Source organism: Inhella sp. (assembly GCF_041912635.1).
Lineage (GTDB): Bacteria > Pseudomonadota > Gammaproteobacteria > Burkholderiales > Burkholderiaceae_C > Inhella.
The window spans coordinates 119,216-139,762 of the sequence record NZ_JAYRMO010000006.1 but is presented as its reverse complement, the minus strand read 5'-3'; the positions used below and the strand labels follow the sequence as shown (position 1 = coordinate 139,762).

At 65.7% G+C, this 20,547-nt stretch carries 18 protein-coding genes; 9 read left to right on the top strand and 9 right to left on the bottom strand.

Annotation, left to right across the window (positions count from 1 at the left end; translation table 11 throughout):
- Positions 1–87: 87 nt before the first annotated feature.
- From ACE3QP_RS05310 to ACE3QP_RS05270, 9 genes are all read left to right on the top strand, one after another.
- Positions 88–342 (top strand): acyl carrier protein, encoded by a 255-nt coding sequence (locus ACE3QP_RS05310; RefSeq protein WP_374434161.1) that lies wholly within the window; start codon positions 88–90, stop codon positions 340–342.
- Between the two features lie 11 nt (positions 343–353).
- The gene (locus tag ACE3QP_RS05305; protein ID WP_374434159.1) at positions 354–1,154 is read left to right on the top strand and encodes a hydrolase 2, exosortase A system-associated; all 801 of its coding nucleotides are present in this window, start codon (positions 354–356) and stop codon (positions 1,152–1,154) included.
- The gene (locus ACE3QP_RS05300; protein WP_374434157.1) at positions 1,151–2,020 is read left to right on the top strand and encodes a hydrolase 1, exosortase A system-associated; all 870 of its coding nucleotides are present in this window, start codon (positions 1,151–1,153) and stop codon (positions 2,018–2,020) included. The genes ACE3QP_RS05305 and ACE3QP_RS05300 overlap by 4 nt, the downstream gene beginning before the upstream one ends.
- 11 nt (positions 2,021–2,031) lie before the next feature.
- Positions 2,032–2,736: a hypothetical protein gene (locus tag ACE3QP_RS05295; protein ID WP_374434155.1), complete on the top strand. Its 705-nt coding sequence runs from the start codon at positions 2,032–2,034 to the stop codon at positions 2,734–2,736.
- Positions 2,733–3,986 (top strand): glycosyltransferase, encoded by a 1,254-nt coding sequence (locus ACE3QP_RS05290; RefSeq protein WP_374434153.1) that lies wholly within the window; start codon positions 2,733–2,735, stop codon positions 3,984–3,986. Before ACE3QP_RS05295 ends, ACE3QP_RS05290 begins: the two co-directional genes overlap by 4 nt.
- A 10-nt stretch (positions 3,987–3,996) precedes the next feature.
- A complete protein-coding gene (locus tag ACE3QP_RS05285) occupies positions 3,997–5,433 on the top strand; it encodes a lipopolysaccharide biosynthesis protein (protein WP_374434151.1) in 1,437 nt (478 codons plus the stop codon).
- Positions 5,434–5,485: 52 nt separating this feature from the next.
- Positions 5,486–5,932: a hypothetical protein gene (locus ACE3QP_RS05280; RefSeq protein ID WP_374434150.1), complete on the top strand. Its 447-nt coding sequence runs from the start codon at positions 5,486–5,488 to the stop codon at positions 5,930–5,932.
- Positions 5,933–5,966: 34 nt separating this feature from the next.
- On the top strand, positions 5,967–7,610 hold the full coding sequence (locus ACE3QP_RS05275; RefSeq protein WP_374434147.1) for an asparagine synthetase B: 1,644 nt from the start codon (positions 5,967–5,969) through the stop codon (positions 7,608–7,610).
- Positions 7,611–8,031: 421 nt separating this feature from the next.
- Entirely contained in the window at positions 8,032–8,958 is a 927-nt protein-coding gene (locus tag ACE3QP_RS05270; RefSeq protein ID WP_374434145.1) for a hypothetical protein, read from the top strand.
- A gap of 7 nt (positions 8,959–8,965) precedes the next feature.
- On the opposite strand, the gene ACE3QP_RS05265 is transcribed toward ACE3QP_RS05270, so the two are convergent.
- From ACE3QP_RS05265 to ACE3QP_RS05225, 9 genes are all read right to left on the bottom strand, one after another.
- Complete coding sequence (locus ACE3QP_RS05265) at positions 8,966–9,745, bottom strand: polysaccharide deacetylase family protein (protein WP_374434143.1); 780 nt, start codon at positions 9,743–9,745, stop codon at positions 8,966–8,968.
- Between the two features lie 188 nt (positions 9,746–9,933).
- Positions 9,934–11,220: a putative O-glycosylation ligase, exosortase A system-associated gene (locus tag ACE3QP_RS05260; RefSeq protein WP_374434141.1), complete on the bottom strand. Its 1,287-nt coding sequence runs from the start codon at positions 11,218–11,220 to the stop codon at positions 9,934–9,936.
- Positions 11,213–12,343: a glycosyltransferase family 4 protein gene (locus ACE3QP_RS05255; RefSeq protein WP_374434140.1), complete on the bottom strand. Its 1,131-nt coding sequence runs from the start codon at positions 12,341–12,343 to the stop codon at positions 11,213–11,215. The genes ACE3QP_RS05260 and ACE3QP_RS05255 overlap by 8 nt, the downstream gene beginning before the upstream one ends.
- A 104-nt stretch (positions 12,344–12,447) precedes the next feature.
- Complete coding sequence (locus ACE3QP_RS05250; RefSeq protein WP_374434138.1) at positions 12,448–13,776, bottom strand: UDP-glucose/GDP-mannose dehydrogenase family protein; 1,329 nt, start codon at positions 13,774–13,776, stop codon at positions 12,448–12,450.
- A gap of 13 nt (positions 13,777–13,789) precedes the next feature.
- A complete protein-coding gene (locus ACE3QP_RS05245) occupies positions 13,790–15,013 on the bottom strand; it encodes a TIGR04063 family PEP-CTERM/XrtA system glycosyltransferase (RefSeq protein WP_374434136.1) in 1,224 nt (407 codons plus the stop codon).
- A 7-nt stretch (positions 15,014–15,020) separates the two neighbouring features.
- Positions 15,021–16,079, bottom strand: coding sequence for an acyltransferase family protein (locus tag ACE3QP_RS05240; RefSeq protein WP_374434134.1), 1,059 nt, complete (start codon positions 16,077–16,079; stop codon positions 15,021–15,023).
- The gene (locus ACE3QP_RS05235; RefSeq protein WP_374434132.1) at positions 16,076–18,019 is read right to left on the bottom strand and encodes an XrtA/PEP-CTERM system amidotransferase; all 1,944 of its coding nucleotides are present in this window, start codon (positions 18,017–18,019) and stop codon (positions 16,076–16,078) included. Before ACE3QP_RS05235 ends, ACE3QP_RS05240 begins: the two co-directional genes overlap by 4 nt.
- 8 nt (positions 18,020–18,027) lie before the next feature.
- Complete coding sequence (locus ACE3QP_RS05230; protein WP_374434130.1) at positions 18,028–19,161, bottom strand: TIGR03088 family PEP-CTERM/XrtA system glycosyltransferase; 1,134 nt, start codon at positions 19,159–19,161, stop codon at positions 18,028–18,030.
- Between the two features lie 70 nt (positions 19,162–19,231).
- On the bottom strand, positions 19,232–20,512 hold the full coding sequence (locus ACE3QP_RS05225) for a nucleotide sugar dehydrogenase (RefSeq protein WP_374434128.1): 1,281 nt from the start codon (positions 20,510–20,512) through the stop codon (positions 19,232–19,234).
- Between the last annotated feature and the right edge of the window lie 35 nt (positions 20,513–20,547).

The window sequence follows — 20,547 nt, the reverse complement described above, 5'->3', positions numbered from 1 at the left end:
GGGGGACTGCGCGCTTAAGATCTAGTGCCCTTGCCCCACGGTCTGACCGGCGGGGCTTTGTTGTTTCGTTGACCCCCTGTGCCCGCCATGTCCACCGATCTCCAGGCCCAAGTGCTGCGCCTCCTCGACGACGTCCTGAGCCTTGACGGCCGCGCCCAGTCCTTCACCCGAAGCACCGCCCTGCTCGGCGCCCTGCCCGAGCTGGACTCCATGGCCGTGGTTTCTCTGATGACGGCCATGGAAGAGCGGCTGGGTCTGAGCATCGACGACGACGAGATCGATGGCGACACCTTCGCCACCGTGGGCTCGCTGACGGACTTCGTGGCCGCCAAGCTCGGCTGAGGCTCGGAGCCTTGCCCCCCCAGGCCTCCTTCCTGCCCACGCCAGACGGCTACCGTCTGGCCCTGCACCACCTGCCCGCCGCACCGGCTCGGGCCGCGCTGCTGCTGCTGCCCGCCTTCGCCGAAGAGATGAACAAGCTGCGCCGCCCGCTGGCGCATGCCGCCCAGGCCTTCGCCGCCGCCGGCTTTGCCGTGCTGAGCTTGGACCTGAAAGGCACAGGCGACAGCAGCGGCGACTTTGCCGACGCCAGCTGGGCCGCCTGGCAGCACGACGCCCGACTGGGCTTGCAAACACTACGTGAACACCATCCCAGGCTGCCCATCCTCGGCTGGGGCACCCGCATGGGCTGCTTGCTTGCCAGTGAGCTGGACGCCGAACTGCAGGGCCAGCTCTGGTGGCAGCCGCCTGCGCAGGGCAAGGCCCTGCTGCAGCAATTCCTGCGCATCCGCCTGGCCGCCGAAATGGCCGCCGGCCGCAGGCTGCAGATGGCCGAACTGCGCGTGCTGCTGCAGGCCGGCCAGCCCGTTTGGGTGGGCGGCTACGCCCTCACCCAAGGCGTCGCCGATGGCCTGGAAGCGGCCCGCCTGCAGCCACCTACCTGCCCCACCCTGTGGCTGGAAGTCCAGAACGAGGCCGCACCCGCCCTGCTGCCGGCCAGCCAGAACCTCCTCGCCAGCTGGGCCGGCGCGCCCGTCGAGGCCCGCGCAGTCACCGGGCTACAAGCCTGGGCCGCCACCGAGCTGGAAGACTGCGACGCCCTGATCGCCGCCAGCCTGACCTGGCTGCAAACCCATTGGCCGGCCCAGGTATGAACTCGAGCATCGAACATGCCGACCTGCGCGAGCAGTTGCTGCCGCTGAGCCTGCAGGGCCAGCGCAGCCTGGGCGTGATCTGCGAACCGGCCGGCCGAGAGGCCGAAGTCGGCGTGCTAATCGTTGTCGGCGGCCCGCAGTACCGGGCCGGGGCGCACCGCCACTTCGTGCTGCTGGCGCGTGCGTTGGCTCAGGCCGGCTATTGCAGCCTGCGCTTCGACCACCGCGGACTGGGCGACGCCCAAGCCGGCCCGCTGCAACCCTTCGAGGCCCTGGACGAGGACCTCAGTGCCGCCTTGCAGGCCCTGCGCAGCGCCCGTCCGGGCATAAGGTCCATCGTGCTCTGGGGCCTGTGTGATGCGGCCTCGGCAGTCCTGCTGCTGCTGGCGCGCGAACCTCACATTGCAGTGGACGGCTTGGTTCTGCTCAACCCATGGACCCGCTCGGCCCAATCCGAGGCCGCCACACGCGTGAAGCACTACTACTGGGAACGGCTGCGCAGCCCCGAGTTCTGGCGCAAGTTGGTAGGTGGCGGCGTGGGCCTGCAAGCGCTTCGCGGTTGGTGGCAGGCGCGCCAGCTGGCCCGCCAGCAGCCCGCGGCCAGCAGTCTGACATTCCCCGATTTGATGGCCCGCGCCTGGCTGCAAAGCCGTCAGCCTTTGCTGCTGCAGCTCTGTCCAACCGATTTCACAGCCCAGGAGTTCGAACGGACCCTGGCCAGCCGTCCCAGCTGGGCTAGCGCTTGGCAGCGCCCAGGCCTGACCCGCAAAGACTATCTGGACGCCGATCACACCTTCTCGCAGCCGGAGGCTTTGCAGGAGTCAATGGTGGATCTGGTGGATTGGTTGAAGCGGCATTTCCCGTAGAGGTGAATGGCATGAAGAGTTTGCTGATCGCGCTTTTGCTCACGAGCGCCGGAGTAGCCAACGCGCAGTTGGTTTCTGCCTGTGGCAGCCTGCAGAACGCCTACGGGCCGTTCGACTACCGCAAGGAGCGAGGCCGGATGCTGCAGATCGTTGACTCCGCGCACTTCACGACCGATGTGGAGATGCTGATTCGTGGCAAATCGTCCAGCATCGGCGGCGATCTGGACTACACGCTGCGGGCGGCGCCCAACCACCACCGCGCACTCGACGCCACTATGCGTCTGGCGCTGCGCGACAACACCCCTCAACCCAAGGGTATGCGCTACAGCGTGGACTGCTGGTTTGACCGCGGCATGCGCTTCATGCCGGACGACTACGTGGTGCGCTTTTTGTTCGTGAAGTACCTGATCCGCACCAACCGTGCCAAGGAAGCACCTCAGCATCTGGACTTTGTGGCCGCCAAGAATCCGCCCGAGGCACTGACCTGGCTGAACCTGGCTTTGCTCAACGCAGACTTAGGGCGCTGGGAGATCGGCCGCTCGCAGGCCGAGCAAGCCCGTGCACTGGGGCTGGAGCGTGCGCAGGTCAACGAGCGCTTTGCGGCCGCAGGCTTTGCTCTGCGTAGCATTGAGGAACTAGCCAGCACGGTACCGGCCAGCACACCCGCCAACTCGACCGCCAGTGCGCCCCCTGCCGCCTCCGGAGTCAGCCCTTGAGCGCACACAAGCGCATCCTGCTGATCGCATACCACTTCCCCCCTTTGGCGGGCAGTAGCGGCATTCAGCGCACGCTGCGCTTTGCGCAGCAGCTACCGCAGTTTGGCTGGCAGCCCCTGGTGCTCACGGCCAGCCCCCGCGCCTATGAGCGCTGCGACGACAGCCTGAGCCGTGAACTGCCGGCCGATTTGGTGGTGGAGCGCGCGTTTGCGGTGGACACCGCACGCCATCTGTCCTTCAAGGGCCGCTACTGGGGGGCTTTGGCACGGCCAGACCGCTGGATGAGCTGGCGCTTTGACGCCGTGCGGCGCGGCATGGCCATGATCCGCCGCTACCAGCCGCAGTTCATCTGGTCCACCTACCCAATTGCCACGGCGCACCAGATCGGCGCCACCCTGGCTCGCCGCAGCGGCCTGCCTTGGATCGCCGATTTCCGCGACCCCATGGCGCAGGAGGACTACCCCAAGGATCCGCAGGTCTGGCAGGCGTTCAAGGCCATTGAAGAGGAAGCCTTCTCCCTAGCTGATCACTGTGTGCTAACCACACCCGGCGCCACCCGCCAGTACCGCGCTCGCTACCCGCAGTCAAAGGCCCAGGTGCACTGCATCGAGAACGGCTACGACGAAGACAGCTTCCCGCGCGAGCTGGGCACCGAAGGCCCCCTGATCCCGGGCTGCATCACCCTGCTGCATAGCGGCATCGTCTACCCGGCCGAGCGCGACCCCAGCCACCTGATGCAGGCCTTGCGCCGCCTGCATGAGAGTGGCCGCATCCAGCCCGGCCGCCTCAAGCTGCGCTTCCGCGCCGCTGTGCACAACGCCTTGCTGCAGCGCCTGGCGCAGGAGCAAGGTGTGTCCGACTACCTGGAGCTGGCGCCGGCGGTGCCCTACCGCGAGGCACTAGCCGAAATGCTGCGCGCCGATGGCCTGTTGGTGATGCAGGACCGGGGCTGCAACGACCAGGTACCGGCCAAGATCTACGAATACCTGCGCGCCGGCCGGCCTATCCTGGCCCTGACCGATCCGGCCGGCGACACCGCCGGCGTGCTGCGTGGTGCCGGTCTGGACCAGATCGCTGAACTGGACAACGCGAGCGCCATCGCCACCCGCCTGGAGCAGTTTCTGGCTGCCGTGCAGCGCCATGACTCGGCGCTGCAGCCGCAGGCGCAGGCAGTGCAGGCGGCCTCGCGGCTGGCACGCACGCAGGCCCTCGCCCAGTTGCTGGACCACAGCCTGAAGAACCGCTCGTGAGCAGCATCCCGTGAGTGTTCGCAGCTCTCTGGTGGCGTCCTTCCTGGACCGTTACGCAGCCCTGGGCCTGAACATCGCATCCTCAATGGTGCTGGCGCGCCTGCTCACGCCCACCGAGGTGGGTGTGTTCAGCGCCGTGATGGTGCTGCTGGCCCTGGTGAACACCGTGCGCGACCTGGGGGCCGGCCAGTACCTGCTGCAAGCCCGTGAGCTGACGCCCGAGATGGTGCGCTCGGTCTGGGCGGTGCAACTGGGCCTGGGCGCCCTCCTGGCGCTGCTGACCCTTGCAGGCAGCCAGCCGGTGGCCGCCTTCTACAGAGACGAGCGCATCGCGCCCATCATGGTCTTGCTGGCCGCGAACTACCTGGCCAACCCCTTCGGTTCCATCACCTACGCCTGGCTGATGCGCGAGATGCGCTTCACCACCCTGGCCTGGGCACGCTTCAGCTCGGCACTCGCTGGCGCGCTGGTCGGCATCGGTCTGGCCTGGAAGGGTTTTGGCCCCATCAGCCTGGCCTGGGGCAGCCTTTGCACGACCGTGGTGAATGCCCTGGTGCTCAGCCTGGCGCGGCCGGCCAAATTCCCCTGGCTGCCCGGCCTGCGCCACTTCAAGGATGTGCTGGCCTTCGGCTCCCGGCTCACCGGCGCCTCGGTACTGAACACCATCACCACGGGCGCGCCCGAGTTCCTGCTGGCGCGCCTGCAGTCGCTCACGGCGGCGGGCTTCTACTCCCGCGCCGGCGGCCTGGTGGCCATGTTCCGCAGCCTGGTCAGCGACGCCGTGATGGCCGTGGCCCTGCCCCTGTTTGCCAAGGCAGCGCGCGAGCAGCGCGATGTGCCGGCCGCCTTCGCCCGTGTGCAGGCCTATATGACGGCGGTGGGCTGGTCCTTCGGCGCCTGCACCGCTCTGATGGCCTACCCGGCCGTGCGGGTGCTCTATGGCGACCAGTGGGACCCCGCCGTGCCCCTGGTGCGCTGGCTGGCTTTGGCGCTGCTGTTCCAAGTACCGGTCAGCACCTGCCAGACGGTCCTGGCCAGTACCGGCGGCGCACCCGCCCTGCTGCGCGCCAGCAGCTGGGCCAGTGCCCTGACCCTGTCCCTCACGGCCTTTGGCGCCTGGCAGGGCAAGGAGGTGCTGGCAGCCTGCATGCTGCCGGCCGCGCTGGGCTCGCTGGGTCTGTGGCTCTGGCAGGTGCGGCGTCATCTGGGTCTTTCGCTGGGCCTGCTGACGCGGGCCTGCGCCCCGAGCTTGGGCGTGGCGCTGTGCTGCGCGGCCGGGCCGGCCTTGGCGGTGGCCGCCTGGGGCTGGACACCGCCACCTGCGCTCGCGCTGGCCGTGGGAGTGCCCACGGCCACACTCGGATTCCTGGCCGGCTGCTGGTTGTTCAGGCACCCGCTGCGCGACGAGATCAGCCCGCTGCTGCAGCGCATGCGTCGCCCGCGATGAGCCCGCCGCCGGTGCTGCGTTACCAAGCCAACCAGGGCCTTGACCCCAGTGAATGCGCCTTTCCTCGCACACGCTGCCGCGCTGGAAAGCCCGCCATTGGTCTTGGCAGGCCGCGCCTGGGCTGCAAGCCTACGGCGGATGGCAGTCCTACAGCCACGCGCGCTATTCCTTGCGGGCGGCTCTGGCCTATCACTTCCGCACTCTGATCGACCCGGCCCTGGCACTGAGTACCGAGGTACTGCCGTACCCGCTCACCCGCACGCTGCAGCCCCTTGCAGATGCGCTGGAGCCAGAGCTGCAAGACGCAAACGCACCCACGGCACTGGTGCTGACCCACTTCCCGGAACAGTCCTTGCCAGATGAGGTCCTGAGCCGGTCGTTGGGCCTGCTGAGCGGGTGGGCAGCATGGTGGACGCGCCGCTGGCGGCGTGGCCCTGCAGCCGGCGGCAACCCGCAAGCCGGGGGGCGCCCACCCGCGCCGGATCGGGCGCGCCTATGATCCCGCCCCCCTTTTTCGCCTTTGCCACCCGCCCATGTCTCAGGAAAACTCGCGTCTCGTCGGCCGTCCGTTCTGGCTGAGCGACCCTGAGCGCCGGCCGCTGGCTCTGACCGAGTTGCAGGCCGCCTGGCAGGCTCACGGTGCGGCCTTTCTGGCCGATTTGGGCGGCGCCTTTGCCCTAGAGTTGCGCCAGCCCGGCAAAGCCTTGCTGGCGGTGGACCGCATGGCGCGCCACACCCTGTGCTGGCTCCAAAATGGCGGGCAGTTGCTGGTGGCCGAGCAGGCCTCAGCCTTGGGCCAGGCCGATGCACTGGATCCGCAGGCACTGTTCAACTACCTTTACTTCCACTGCATCCCGGCTCCGCAAACGGTCTTTCAAGGCGTGCAGCGTCTGCCGGCCGGCCACGCGCTGCTGTGGGAAGGCCAGCGGGCACAGGTGGTGCCCTATTGGACGGCGAGCTTCGCCCCCAACCCGCAGCCCGATTTCGCCGCACTGAAGCAAGAGTTTCGCGGCCTACTCGAACAAGGGGTCCGTACCGAGTTGCAAGGCGGTGTGCCGGCCTGCTTTCTGAGTGGCGGTACCGACAGCTCGACCGTCGCGGGCTTGGTGCAGCAGTTGACGGGGCGCTGTGAAGCCTTTTCGATTGGCTTCGAGGCCGAGGGCTACGACGAGATGGTCTTTGCAAAGGCCGCCGCGGAGCACTTTGACGTTTCGCACCACGCCTATTACGTGACCCCCAAAGACCTGCTGCAGGCCCTGCCGCAGGTAGCCGCGCACTTTGACCAGCCCTTTGGCAACAGTTCCTCGCTGCCCAGCTTCTTCTGTGCCCGCATGGCCCGCCAGGCCGGTGCCGACAAGGTGCTGGCCGGCGATGGCGGCGACGAGCTGTTCGGCGGCAATTCACGCTATGCGCAAGGGCGGCTGTTTGCGCACTACGCGCGCGTGCCGCACTGGGTGCGGCGCGGCCTGCTGGAGCCGCTGTTCGAGAATGACCTGATGCGCCGCGTGCCCGGTCTGAAAAAGGGCAGCAGCTACATCACCCAGGCCAAGGCCGGCATGCCTGCGCGGCTGGAGATGTACAACCTGATCCACCGTCTGGGGCTGAAACAGGTGCTGACCGAGCCTCTGCTGGCCCAAGTGGACTGCCATGCACCGCAGGCTCTGCAGCAAGCCGTGTGGGACCAAGTGCGCGCGGCCAACGAACTCAACACGCAGCTTGCTTTTGACTGGCGCTTCACCCTGGCCGAGAACGATTTAGTGAAGGTGCGCGGCGCTTGCGGCATGGCCGAAATCGGCGTGGGCTTCCCGCTGCTGGACGACGCGCTGCTGGCCTTTTCCAGCCGCCTGCCGCTGGACTACAAGCTACGCGGCGAACGGCTGCGCTGGTTCTTCAAGGAAGCGCTCGCGGATTTCCTGCCGCAGGCTGTCATCACCAAGAGCAAGCATGGCTTTGGCCTGCCGTTTGGCCCCTGGCTGGCCCACGACCCCGCATTGCAGGCACTGGCGCGTGACACCATGCACTCACTAGCCGGCCGTGGCCTGCTTCAGGCAAGCTTTATCGACCGCCTGTTGCGTGAATACTTGCCCCAGCACCCTGGCTACTACGGTGAAATGGTCTGGATCGCGTTAAGCCTAGAGCTCTGGCTGCAGGCGCACGCGCCGAATTACCGTTTGTGAGAGTCAGATGATGAAGCGGCGTGACTTGGTTCTGGGCGTAACCGCCGGCGGTGCGTTGGCTGGCTGCGGCGGGGGCGGCTCGGGCAGCGCAGAGGTACCAGTGCCGCCTGCTCCTCAGCCGTCTCCTCCTCCGCCACCGGCACCGCCACCGCCTCCTCCGCCTCCTCCGCCACTGCCTCCTCCGCCTCCTCCGCCCCCTCCGCCACCGCCTCCTCCGCCCCCTCCGCCACCGCCTCCTCCGCCCCCTCCGCCACCGCCTCCTCCGCCACCACGTCCGCCCCTGCCGGCGTGGGCGGCGCAGCTACCGCTATGGCAGTGGAGCGAGATCCCGGGAACGGCATTGGCGAGCGTGGAGCCTAGCCCGCGCCCATTGGGTTCCACCGGGCCACGATCAAAGATCGACGCTTGGTGCGGCGCGGCGATGCGCCGCCGTGGCAGCCTGTACCTGATCGGCGCCGCCGGCGGGCATGCGGACTACGCCGGCAATGAGGTCAACGCGCTCGACTTGAGCGTGGGCGCGCCGCGCTGGGCCGAGCTGATCGCGCCGTCACCGGCCAGCGTGGTGTTGGACGATGTCCAGTTCTACTTGGACGACCGCCCTTCCGCCACACACACCTACTACGCCTCGCACTGCATCGAGTCTCAGGAGCGGCTGGTGGTGGTCGGCAGCCAGGGAGTGTTCAGTGGCTTCCCACCGGCGCCAGCTGGCTATGCCTACAAGGGCACGCTTCGCAGCTATAGCTTCGACTTGGTCCGTCGGGTTTGGGACAGCCCCGAGCACATCGCGCACTTCCCTGGCAAAGGCGGTATTCCCACCGCATGTTTTTGCGTCAAGCACCCGCACACCGACGACATCTTCTACAGCCGCAACAGCGGTGACGGCTTCTACCAATGGCTGGCAGCCGAGAACCGCTGGGTCCGGCGCTCCAACGTCTCCCGCAGTCCATGGTTCTGCGGCGCAGCAATTGACCCGCTGCGCAACCGTATCCTGACGGTGGGCAGCTATTCGGTGGTAGCGCCGAGCGTCATCGATCTGAACGGCCAAACGCAGGCGGTGGTGTTCGGTGGCCTCGGCGCTTCGGCGCTGACCCTGAACGGCTATCCCGGGGTGGTGTATGACGAGGCGTTGGATCGCTTTCTGGTGCTGTTCAACAGCAGTGGTCGCATCCGTGTGCTGATGGTGCATCCGGAGACCTGGTCCGTGAGTGCCATACCCAATCTGGCCTCTGAACCGGCTGCCCGCCCGAATGGCTTGCACAACGCAGCACAGTACGCGCCCGAACTGGGCGGCATCGTGCTGGCGAACAACTACTACGGCAACGTCCTGTTCCTTCGCACCTCGGCCTGATCTCGACTCACGCGCGAGCGCCAGTCCGCCTGAGGTTTTGGGCCAGGCGGAGGCCAAAGCGCCAGTTCTGAGCATCCCAGGGCGTGAACCGGGGGATCTGGTAGGGGTCGTCTTCGGCGCGCGCGGCACCGGCGGCAGTGGTCACCGCAGCGCCAAACCCGGCGGCTTGCACCATCCGGGCATGCTCGATCCGATAGTCCTTCCCTGGCCGGCCATTCGGGTAGGCGAACAGCCGCACCGGCGCACCGAGCAGGCTTTCGAGTTGCTGCTTGCCTCGGGCGATTTCGTGCTCGGCCTGAGCGGCTGGCAGGCAGGCCAGGATGGGGTGCTGCACCGTATGCCCGCCAATTTCCATGCCAGCACGGTGGAGGGCCAGCACCTGCTTGCTGTCCATCATCAGGTCAGTTGGCAGGCTCAGGCCGCTGGCGGCGGCGAGCGCATCCACTGCCTGCTGACGGGCATCAAAGTCAAGGTACTTGATGTGCTCCAGCAGACGGCCAAGTGCTTGGCGGCGCGCAGGCCAATCGGAGAGATTCAGCGGGCCAAGGGCGGCAAGCGTCGTTCCCGCCAGATCCAGCCCAGGGCCGGGGTGGCGGCGCAGCACCTCGACGACGGTGTCGTTCCACATACGCCCCCCGTCGAGGAAGCCGGTAGCGACGAAGAAGCTGGCATGCAGCCCATGGCGGCGCAAGATGGGCAAGGCGACGTCGTGGTTGTCACGATAGCCGTCGTCAAAGGTGATGGCGGCCGCGCGCGCCGGCAGGCGCCCCTCGCGCTGCAAGCTCAAGGCTTCGTCCAACGGCAGCACACGGAACCAGCGCTTCAGATCACCACACAGCGCATCGAATGCAGCTGCTGGGCGTTCACTAGGAAAGAGCGGGTCCAATTCGGCCTGCACGCGATGAAACAGCAGGATGGACAGGCGCGCACGGGCGCCGGTCGGGCTGAGCATTCCAATTAGAGGAGCAAGCATGTTCAGGCGCGTGGCGCCAAGGGCGTGGTGTTGAGCGCCGCCACCAGAGCCGGTGGTGGCAATGGGCGGGCCAGCAACTGCGCGGCCAGCACGGCCATGATCATCATGTTGTAAGGCAGGTCGAAGTACGCCAAGCTGAGAAAGGCGCCGCCAACGGCATAGCCGACCATGCTGACCTGAATCATGGCGCCCAGATGACGGGCCCAGGCCAGTTCGGGCTGGGCGCGGCCGTTCTTGATGAGGCGTCCCGCGCAAAGCCAAGTGGAGGCGCCCAAGCCCAGGAATAGCAACAGCCCCACCCACCCATGCTCGCCCAGCACCTGGAAGTAGATGCTGTGCGCGGCATGGACACGCTCGGGCTCGGGTGAGTAGCGCTGGAAGACCTCAGCGTAATAGATCATGAAGCCCCCGCCAAAGGGTCGGTCATTTGCGAGATTGAAGGCCATGATCCAGGCGTTGATGCGGCCCAGCGCCGACGCATCCTGGTCGTATGTCTGAATCGTGTTCATGCGCTCCCACCAGTGCTCGGGCATGAAGTTCAGGCCAATCGCACCCAGTGCGACCAATGCGATGAGACCCAAGCCCTTACGCTCACTGCGCCACCACAGGAACAGGAACATAGCTGTAATACCAAGCAAAGCGCCGCGTGAATGCGTACCCAGGACGGTCAGCGCCGTCAGGGCCATGGCACCGTGCCAGGCCCAGTGCTCCCAGCGCCGCGGTGTGGTGAGCTGCAAGTAGCGCATCAGCGGGATCGTCATGATCAGGGCCAAGGCAATCTCGTTGTTGCCTTCGATGAAGGAGTCAGGCGGTCCCCAGACTCGGAAGGCACCGCCGCTGGCCGCCGTGAAGAGCCCACCTTTGATCCCATAGAAGGTCAGCGACAGCACCACGACGTAAACAAAGGCCTGCAACTGGCGTCGATCCATCAAGAGAGCCAGGGTCACAAAGACCATGAAGTAGATCTTGATCGAACGTTCCCAGAGCGGCAGGCTTTTGTCGAAGTAGAGCGAAGCCGGCAGGGTGATGCATGTCCACAGCACGAACACCGCCAGCCAGCGGGCCGGACTGCTCTGCAAGGGGTTCTGTCGCTCCTTGGTGGCCAAGAAGCCCAGCAGGGTGCAGACGGCGATCGCCAGGGCCACAGGCTGGTGTGCCGCTGAGTGGGCGAACTCCTTGTGCGGGTTCATGATGCTGACCCAGGTCCAGAGCAGCACCCCGATCCAAGGCCGCTTGAGCGCATAGAGCGCGCCGCCAAAGATGATGGAAAGGATCAGCAGATCACGCATCGCGCTTCCCCGTGGACCCTTTCTTCGACTCGGTTGCAGACGCAGGCGCCAGGAGGCCTCGCATCAGTGCCAGTTGCGCCTGTGAGCTGGGTTCCCAGCCAAAGCGCTCCGCATACGCGCGCACCTGTGCGGTACTCGACGGTGCCTCTAGAAACTGGTGCATTGCCGCCTCGATCGCACCGGCACTGCGATCGACCAAAAGGCCGCCGCTGTCGGGCTGCACCACTTCTGGGGTGCCCCAGATGCGGGTGGCGATGACGGGGGTGCCGCAGGCCATGCTTTCGAGCAACACATTGGCCCAACCTTCGCGGCTGGAAGCCAGCACCAACGCGTTGGCCGCGCTGTACCAGGCGTAGAGCTGTTCGTTGGGCACCCGGCCCACAAAGCGAACCGCGCCGCTCAAACCCAGGCTCAGGGCCTGGCGCTGCAACTCTTCGCGCAGCGGCCCTTCGCCCACCAGTAGCAGTTCGGCGTCCGGGTATTGACGGCGCAAACGGGCCAAAGCTTCGATCACAAATCGATGCCCCTTCAATTCCACCAGATTGCCTACACAAAGAAAGAGCGGAGCAGTGGCGGGCAGCCCGAGTTGCTGGCGCGCCTGACCGCGCGGAATGCGACGGAAGCGCTGCAGGTCCACACCATTGGGAATGACGCTGAGCTTGTGCTCGGGCAAGCCCCACTCGCGCAGCACATCCACCAAGGCGTTGCAGACGCCAACGCAGGCGCCGGCCTGGGTGGCCGCCTGCTGCATCCAGCGCCGAGGCAGGCGGTACTGAGGGATGAAGCTCAGGTCGGACCCTCGCGCGGTGATCATCAGGGGGCGTTTGAACCAGCGCGCCAGCAGGGCGGCCGCCACGCCATCGGGGTAGAAGTAATGGGCGTCGATGAGATCGAAGTCAAAGCCCTCCTGACGCAGGCGCTGCAGCGCGGGCCGCGCCGCCAGGGCCAGGCTCCAGGGAGCGCTGAGCATGCCGATCTTGGGCGCCAGCAGGTAGCGCGGATGCAGCACATCCAGATCGTTGCGGCGCTCGCGATGCGGCGTGGTCGCCATCTTGGCGTAGCTGCCCCAGCGCGGGTGCTGCGAGGGGAACCAGGGCACCGGAGCCACCACGCGGGCGTCCACCGCGCCAGTCTTCAACAACTCGCGCAGCCGTGTCTCGACAAAGATGCCATGTCCCGGTCGCGCGCTGCTCGGGAACAAACTGGAGAATGTCAGAACCCGCAGCATCAGACGCTGGCGCGACCGACCGAGTGGTACTCGATGCCGAAGGCCTTCATCAAGGCCGGCTCGTAGAGGTTGCGGCCATCGAACACGAGGGGCTGGCGCAGTCGTGAGCGGATGGCCTCGAAATCGGGCGTGCGGAACTCGTTCCACTCGGTCACGATCAGCAAGGCCTCGCTGCCGTCCAGCACGTCCATGGCCTGCGGCAACAGCTCGACGCCTGCGCGCCCCTGCAATAGACGAGCGGCCTCTGACATGGCCACCGGGTCGTAGGCGCGCACCTTTATGCCCAGGGTCAACAGGCGCTCAATCAACACCAGGCTCGGCGCCTCGCGCATGTCGTCGGTATTGGGCTTAAAGGCCAGGCCCCAGAGCGCGATCTTCTTGCCGGCCAGTTCGCCGCCCAGACGCGCCACCAGCTTGTCCACCAGCAAGCCCTTCTGGCTGTCATTGGCGGCCTGCACAGCCCGCAGCACGCCCAACTCCACGCCCTGGCGCGTAGCGTCGTGGATCAGGGCCTTCACGTCTTTTGGGAAACAGGAACCGCCATAGCCGACGCCGGCGTACAAGAAGCTGGTGCCGATGCGCGGATCGCTGCCAATGCCTCGACGCACTTTCTCGATGTCCGCCCCCACCCGCTCGGCCAGCCGGGCCAACTCGTTCATGAAGCTGATACGGGTGGCCAGCATGGCATTGGCAGCGTACTTGGTCAGTTCGGCGCTGCGGGCATCCATCACCAGTACGCGGTCGGAATTGCGGTTGAAGGGGGCGTATAGCGCACGCATCAGCAGAACGGCCTGCTCGTCGTCGGCCCCGATGATGATGCGATCGGGTTTCATGAAATCCTCAATCGCCGCGCCTTCCTTGAGGAACTCGGGGTTGCTGACCACCGCAAACGGCAGTTCCACGTCGCGCGCCTGCAAGGTGGCAGCCACTTCGGAGCGCACGCTGTCGGCGGTGCCCACCGGCACGGTGCTCTTGTCCACGATGACCTTGTAGTCGCTCATGTGCTGGGCAATGGTGCGCGCCGCCGCCAGCACATAGCGCATGTCGGCCGATCCGTCTTCGTCCGGCGGGGTGCCCACGCCGATGAAGATCAAGGTGCCATGCGCCACCGCCGCAGCGGCGTCGGTGGTGAACTGCAGGCGCCCGGCCGCTGCATTGGCCTTGACCAAGCCGTCCAAGCCAGGCTCGTGGATCGGGATGTCCCCTTGCTGCAGGCGCTCGATCTTGCGCGCGTCCACATCCACACAGACCACGTGGTTGCCCATCTGCGCCAGGCAGGCGCCGGTGACAAGACCCACATAGCCGGAACCGAAGACAGTGACTTTCATGGTGGCGTTTGCATCAGGCGCGCAACTGCGCGTATGGCTCGGCGTAGCGAAGGGTGCTGACGGTCCAGTTGCGTTCCGTCTCAACGAAATTGCGGCCCTGCTCCCGCAGTTGGGGCCAGGCTGCGCGCTCGTCCAGGGCGGTGCTCACACGCTGCACCAACGCGTTCACATCGTCGGCCTTGAACAGATAGCCGGTTTGGCCGTCGCGGATCAGTTCACGGTGCCCGCCCACATCGGATGCCAGCAACACCCGGCCTTGCGCCATGGCCTCCAAGGGCTTGAGCGGCGTGACGAGTTCGGTCAGACGCATCGAATGACGCGGGTAGCAGAGCAGGTCCACCAGGTCGTAGTAGCGGCCTACTTCGGAATGGGGCACGCGACCGGTGAAGACCACTGCGTCGGTCACACCCAGTGCCTGGGCTTGAGCCTTGAGCGCGGCCTCTTGCGGGCCACCGCCCACCAGCAGAAGGCGCAGTTGCGGCTGGAGCTGGCGGAGCGTCGGCAGGGCAGCCACCAACAGGTCCAGGCCTTCATAGGCATAGAAGGAGCCGATGAAGCCGAGCACCGTGCAACCGCTCAGGCCCAGCTTGCCCTTGAGCGCTTCATCCGCCACTCCGCCGGGCTCGAAGGCACCGATGTCGACCGCGTTGGGGATTACGGTGACCTTGCTGGCGGGTACGCCGCGCGCCACGATGTCGTTGCGCAGGCCCTCACAGATGGTGAACACATGGTTGGCCTTTTTCAGGGCACGGGTTTCCATTTGGCGCGTCAGGCGGTAGCGCAGGCTACCTTCTCGGGTGGAGCCATGATCCACCGCCGCGTCTTCCCAGAAGGCGCGCACCTCGTAGACCACTGGCAGCCCCAGGCGGCGGCCGACTCTGAGCGTCGGCAGGGCATTCAGCACCGGCGAATGGGCGTGCAATACGGTGGCACGCACTTGGCGCGCCACCTGTTCGATGCGCGCCTCCAGGCTGCGCATCAGCTGCACCTCTGCCAGGCCCGGCAGGACCGAGCGCGTCTGCTCGGGCGTGCGGAAGAAGTGCCAGCCATCCACATCCTGCTCCAGTACTCCATCGCCCTGCCCTTTCAGGCCGGCCTCGTGCTTGGGGCTGGTGAGGTGGAAGGTCTCGAAACCCAGCGCCCGCTGACCTCTAAGCAAAGCCAGGCTGCGGAAGGTGTAACCGCTGTGCAGGGGAATGGAATGGTCAAGAACGTGGAGGATACGTGGGGTATTCATGCGTCGCTCAGACTCCAACAATCATGCGGCTGCGATTTCGGCCAACCAAGCGAATCAACGCATGGACCAGAACATAGGAGAACAGAGTGAAGAGGCCAATTGCCAGCAACAGTAGCAGGCCATTCCCTTGCGGGGGCGCCCCTACAAATCGAGCCCAGGCCAGCTTGCCGGCTGTAATGACATAAGAATGCACGAAGAACAAGCCAAAGCTGACGTCCCCTAGCAATTCCAGCAGGTGGGCAGGCGCGCCCTTGAATTGCCCGACCAAGTGCAGCAAGGCAAAGGCGAGCATGAGCTTTCCCAAAGTGCTGAGCGGGCTGTGTGTACCGGGCATCCAGGCAAGTTCCGCCAGCATGGCCACTGCGGCAGCCAGCCAAAACAGCGGCCAGCTCCATGCCAGCCAACTGCACACCTGGGCACGAAACCGGCAGGCCGCCATGCCCAGAACCCAGATCGGCATGAAGTGCAGCGCCGCCTTCCAAGGCTGGAAAGTGCCACGGTCAATAACCAGACTCAGCACTAGCAGCAGCGGCATCACGACAAACGCGCGCCGGTCCTGGAAGGCCCAACGAATCAAGGGCGCAACCAAGTAGAGCAACAGAATGCCCGGGATGAACCAGAACGGCACCAAATGCACACCAGTCCCCAGCATCTCGACCAGCTGTCGCCAGAGTGGCCAATCAGAGAAGCCCTGTGGAAAGTCCGGCCGCAACCGCCCACTCAAGGCCATACCCAGCGCCGGGGTCGAGATCACCAGATACGGAAAAGCCACAAAGCGAAGCTTCTTGAGCCAATAGTCGCGTGCATCAAATCGATCGCGGCTAAGGTGATCAAAGAGATAGCCCCCGATAAAGACGAAAAGCAGCGTGGTGTTGGCAGTGGTCCGGCGCGCAAGTTCGGCCTGCAGAGGATGCTGGTCCCAGTCAAAAAAGCTTACGCAATGGGTTGCCAGGATCAACAGGATCGCCAAGCCGCGAAACTGGTGCAGATCGTCAAGACGCTCACGTGCCACGGTTTGCACCGCGGGAGCCCTGGCGCCCAAAGGATCGTTCACCATCGTCGTCATCGAGGCCCTGGCGCCAGATACTCGCGTGTCAGGCCATCAGTTCCGCTTTCCACCACCTGGCGAAGGAAGGCCTCAAACATCAGCAAGGTCCACAGCGGCGCGCTGTAGTCGCTCTTGCCGGATTGATGGTCTTCCACCAGGCGGAGCAGGTAGTCCCGATTGAACCAGCCGGTCGAAGCCAGACGTTCGCCCAGAATCGCCTGGCGAACCCGCTGCTTCAGCGGGCCGCGGAACCAGCGCGCCAGGGGCACGGCAAAGCCCATCTTGGGGCGGTACAGCACCTCGTTCGGTAGCCAGGGTTCCATGGCTTTCTTGAAGATGTACTTGCCTTCCTGGCCCTGGATCTTGAGGCTGGAAGGCAGAGTGGCCAGCCACTCGACGAGGGGGTGGTCCATCAAGGGTTCACGCACTTCGAGCGAGTGCGCCATCGACGCGCGGTCGACCTTGGTGTTGATGTCTCCCACCAGATAGGTCTTGTAGTCGAGGTACTGGATCAGGGCCAGCGGGTCTTCCGTCCCGGCGGCGCTGCCATGGCGCTCAAACACCTCGAAGGCGTTGTAGCCGGCCAGTTCGCGCTTGAAGCTGGCAGAAAAGAGCTGCTCACGCATCGGCCCGCGCAAGATGGAAACCGAGTGAAAGTAGGCCTGCACGGCGCTGCGCGCCAGCCCCTCGAAGGTGGTCTTGGCACGCAGGAAGCGCGGTGCCCAGTCCATCTTGGGATAGAGCTGGCCCAGGGTGCCGAAGAGGGGCTTGCGCAATCCGTAGGGCAAGGCCTGCCGCAGGCGCTCCTCCATCAGGTGCAAGCGGTAGCGGCGATAGCCCCCAAAAGTCTCGTCGCCGCCGTCGCCGCTGAGCGCCACCGTGACATGCTGACGCGCCAGCTGGCAGACGCGGTAGGTCGGAATCGCCGAGCTGTCGGCATAGGGTTCGTCATAAAGACGCGCCAGGGTGTCGATGAGGTCGAAGTCATCGCTCTTGACCATCTCGACGCGGTGGTTGGTCTTGTAGCGATCGGCCACCAGTTGCGCAAACTCGCTCTCGTTGAACTTCGGGTCGTCAAAGGCGATCGAGCAGGTATTGACCGGCTCGTTCATCAGCCCGGCCATGCTGGCCACCACAGCGCTCGAATCGACACCGCCAGACAGGAAGGCGCCCAGCGTCCGCTCGCTCTGCAAGCGCAGTTTGACGGATTCGTTCAGACGCTCGCGCAGCTCGACCTCGGCGTCGGCTTGGGAGATCTTGCTTTCCAGCGTGAAGCGGACATCCCAGTAGGGGCGGGATTGCGGCTCGCTGGCCTGGCCGACCTTCCACAGCACGCAATGGCCGGGCGAGAGCTTCTTCGCACCCTTGAACGCGGTACGGGGTTCGGCCGTGTAACCGAGCGCGAAATACTCTTCGAGGGCCAGCGGGTCGAGCTCGCGGCTCAAGCCGCCGTGCGCCAGCACCGATTTGAGCTCGGAGCCAAACAGCAGCCAGCCATCGGGCAGCAGCGCGTAATGCAGGGGTTTGACGCCCATGCGATCGCGCGCCATGAAGAGCGCCTGACGCCGCCTGTCATGGATGACGAAGGCGAACATGCCGCGCAGGTGCTGCACGCAGTCCTCACCCCAATGCTCCCAGGCGCGCACGATGGTCTCGCTGTCGCTCTTGGTGCGGAAGTGATAGCCCAGCCCGCGCAGCTGCTGCATCAGCTCCAAATAGTTGTAGATCTCTCCGTTGAAGACCAGCGCAACGCTCTGGTCGTCATTAAAGATCGGCTGCTGGCCCGTGGCAATGTCGATGATGGACAGACGCCGGTGGCCGAAGCCCAGCCCGGGCTCCAGGTGGAGCGCGCCTTCGTCTGGGCCGCGGTGCCACTGAGAGTCGTTCATGCGGGCCAGCCGCGCGCGATCCACCTCGCGTCGGCCCTGGGTATCGAAGAGTCCGGTGATGCCGCACATAAGGTCTCTCAGTTGCTCGGATTCAGCGCGCGCGCGTAGAGCGCATCGTAGGTCTGGACCATGGTGCCCAGGCTGAACTGCTGCTCGGCCCGGAGGCGTGCCGCCACGCCCAGCGCCTGAGCCGTCTGCGGCTCGCGCGCCCAGGCCGCCATCACGCCGGCGAAGGCTGCCACATCGCCCGCCGGCACCAAGGCCCCCGTGTGGTCAGCCTGCACCAGTTCTGGGTTCCCCCCCACGGCAGCCGCCAGTACAGGCAAGCCTGTGGCCATGGCCTCCAGGATGGTGTTGGAAATGCCCTCGCCCAAGGAAGGCAGCACGAAGGCGTCCATGCCCTGCAGCAACTGCGGCACGTCGCGACGCTCACCCGGCAGCCAAGCCAGATGGGCCATATCGGCGCTTTGCAGCAATTCGGCGCATTGCGCCCGCAGGGGGCCATCGCCAATCAGCACCAGGCGGGCCCGTTCACGCAGCGCCGGCTGGGACTGCAGCGCCTTGATAAAGGCCTGCACCATCAGGGTCTGCGCCTTGACCGGCTGCATGCGACCGACGGTGCCGAAGAGGAACAGGGCCGGGTCGTTGAACGGAGAGCCTTCAATAGGCTGGCGCCGCCCCGGCGCCTGAAAGCGCTGGGTATCCACACCATTGCAGATGCGCGTGATGCGCTCCGGCGGAACGCCCACGCGTTCGCTGAGGTAGCTCTCCAACTCACCCGACAGCGCCACCCAATGCTGCACGAAGGGCCGATTGAGACGACGCATCCACTGATGGCGGCGCGACAGGCCGTGGAGATCTTCGGTGTCCCGACCATGCTCACCGTGCAGGCGCACAGGCACTCGAGCCCACCAAGCAGCGGGTTGAAGCTCCAGGGCGGCCAGGTTGCGGCTGTGCACCACAGCAGGCTGCAGCCGCCGCAGTTCACGGACGACGCGCGGCAACAGCTTCACCGTCTGACCCGGCGGCTTCCTCAGGCTGATGAACTCCGTATCGGCACGCTGCACCCGCTCGCAAAAGGCTGGCGCGCAGTGGTCGATCGCCAGCACCGCATGCCGGTAGCCGTCCAGGCGGTTGATCAGATTGACGACGCCGTTCTCCAGCCCCCCGGTATCGAAGCGATAGAGCAGGTGCAGCACGAGCGGCTTCATCGCGTGGCTCCATGCGCGAAAACGAAATCAGGGCCAACCGGCCCTGATTGCGGTGGCAGTTGCACCCGCGTCACAGACGCCAGACGCGCAGCCCCGCCGCGCGCAACGCGGTGGCGTCGAATGCGGCTTTCACATCCACGAACACACCCTCGGGCAGCAACTTGGTCGCGATTTCGTCGATCGCCAAGGACAGGAACTCGCGGTGCGAGACGGCTGCCACGACGGCGTCGGCCTTGGGCAGTTCCGCCCAGGGCGTGAGACGCACACCGTACTCGTGCATGGCCTCCTCGGCCTCGGCCTGCGGGTCGGCAACGAAGACATCCACGCCGTAGCTTTCCAGTTCCCGGATGATGTCGATGACCTTGGAGTTGCGCAGATCGCCGCAGTTCTCCTTGAAGGTCAGCCCCAGCACGTTGACGCGCGCACCCTTGACATGGCTGCCGGCGGCGATCATCTGCTTGATGGTCTGCTCGGCAATGAACTTGGCCATGCCGTCATTGATGCGACGACCGGCCAGGATGACCTGAGGGTGGTAGCCCAGCATCTCGGCCTTGTGGGTCAGGTAGTACGGATCCACGCCGATGCAGTGACCACCCACCAGGCCCGGCTTGAACTTGAGGAAGTTCCACTTCGTGCCGGCAGCCTCCAGCACCTCGGAGGTGTCGATGCCGATCTTGTCGAAGATGATGGCCAGCTCGTTCATCAGCGCGATGTTCAGATCGCGCTGGGTGTTCTCGATCACTTTGGCGGCTTCCGCCGCCTTGATGCTGCTGGCGCGGTGCACGCCGGGCTCGACGATGCGCTCGTAGAGCTTGGCCACGGCGTCCAAGGTTTCCGGCGTGTCCCCGCTGACGATCTTGAGGATCTTGGTCAGCGTGTGCTCCTTGTCGCCCGGGTTGATGCGCTCGGGTGAGTAGCCGACGAAGAAGTCCTGCTTCCACTTCAGGCCCGACTCCTTTTCCAGCACCGGAATGCAGACCTCTTCGGTCGCGCCCGGGTAGACGGTGCTCTCGTACACCACGATGGCACCCTTCTTCATGTACCGGCCCACGCTGGTGCTGGCGCCGATCAAAGGGCGGAAATCAGGAATGTGCGCCTCATCCACCGGGGTGGGAACCGCCACGATGATGATGTCGGCCTCGGCCAGCAGCTTGCCGTCAGAGGTGTAGACCGCATGAGTGGCCAGCGCCATCTGTTCGTCGCTGAGCTCACGCGAAGGGTCGGTGCCCCGCAGGCAGGCGTCAACCTTGGACTGGGCGATGTCAAAGCCGATGGTGCGGATCTGCTTGCCGAACTCCACCACCAAGGGCAGGCCTACATAGCCAAGGCCGATCACTGCCAGGGTCGTCATTCTTGTGCTCCAAAGCGCTGATTACATGGGCCGGC

Coding starts and splice junctions, on each gene's coding strand:
- ACE3QP_RS05310 (WP_374434161.1), top strand. CDS start 88: ATGTCCACCGATCTCCAGGCCCAAGTGCTGCGCCTCCTCGACGACGTC.
- ACE3QP_RS05300 (WP_374434157.1), top strand. CDS start 1,151: ATGAACTCGAGCATCGAACATGCCGACCTGCGCGAGCAGTTGCTGCCG.
- ACE3QP_RS05295 (WP_374434155.1), top strand. CDS start 2,032: ATGAAGAGTTTGCTGATCGCGCTTTTGCTCACGAGCGCCGGAGTAGCC.
- ACE3QP_RS05280 (WP_374434150.1), top strand. CDS start 5,486: ATGCGCCTTTCCTCGCACACGCTGCCGCGCTGGAAAGCCCGCCATTGG.
- ACE3QP_RS05275 (WP_374434147.1), top strand. CDS start 5,967: ATGTCTCAGGAAAACTCGCGTCTCGTCGGCCGTCCGTTCTGGCTGAGC.
- ACE3QP_RS05270 (WP_374434145.1), top strand. CDS start 8,032: ATGCGCCGCCGTGGCAGCCTGTACCTGATCGGCGCCGCCGGCGGGCAT.
- ACE3QP_RS05260 (WP_374434141.1), bottom strand. CDS start 11,220: ATGCGTGATCTGCTGATCCTTTCCATCATCTTTGGCGGCGCGCTCTAT.
- ACE3QP_RS05250 (WP_374434138.1), bottom strand. CDS start 13,776: ATGAAAGTCACTGTCTTCGGTTCCGGCTATGTGGGTCTTGTCACCGGC.
- ACE3QP_RS05245 (WP_374434136.1), bottom strand. CDS start 15,013: ATGAATACCCCACGTATCCTCCACGTTCTTGACCATTCCATTCCCCTG.
- ACE3QP_RS05240 (WP_374434134.1), bottom strand. CDS start 16,079: ATGACGACGATGGTGAACGATCCTTTGGGCGCCAGGGCTCCCGCGGTG.
- ACE3QP_RS05235 (WP_374434132.1), bottom strand. CDS start 18,019: ATGTGCGGCATCACCGGACTCTTCGATACCCAGGGCCGACGCGAGGTG.
- ACE3QP_RS05230 (WP_374434130.1), bottom strand. CDS start 19,161: ATGAAGCCGCTCGTGCTGCACCTGCTCTATCGCTTCGATACCGGGGGG.
- ACE3QP_RS05225 (WP_374434128.1), bottom strand. CDS start 20,512: ATGACGACCCTGGCAGTGATCGGCCTTGGCTATGTAGGCCTGCCCTTG.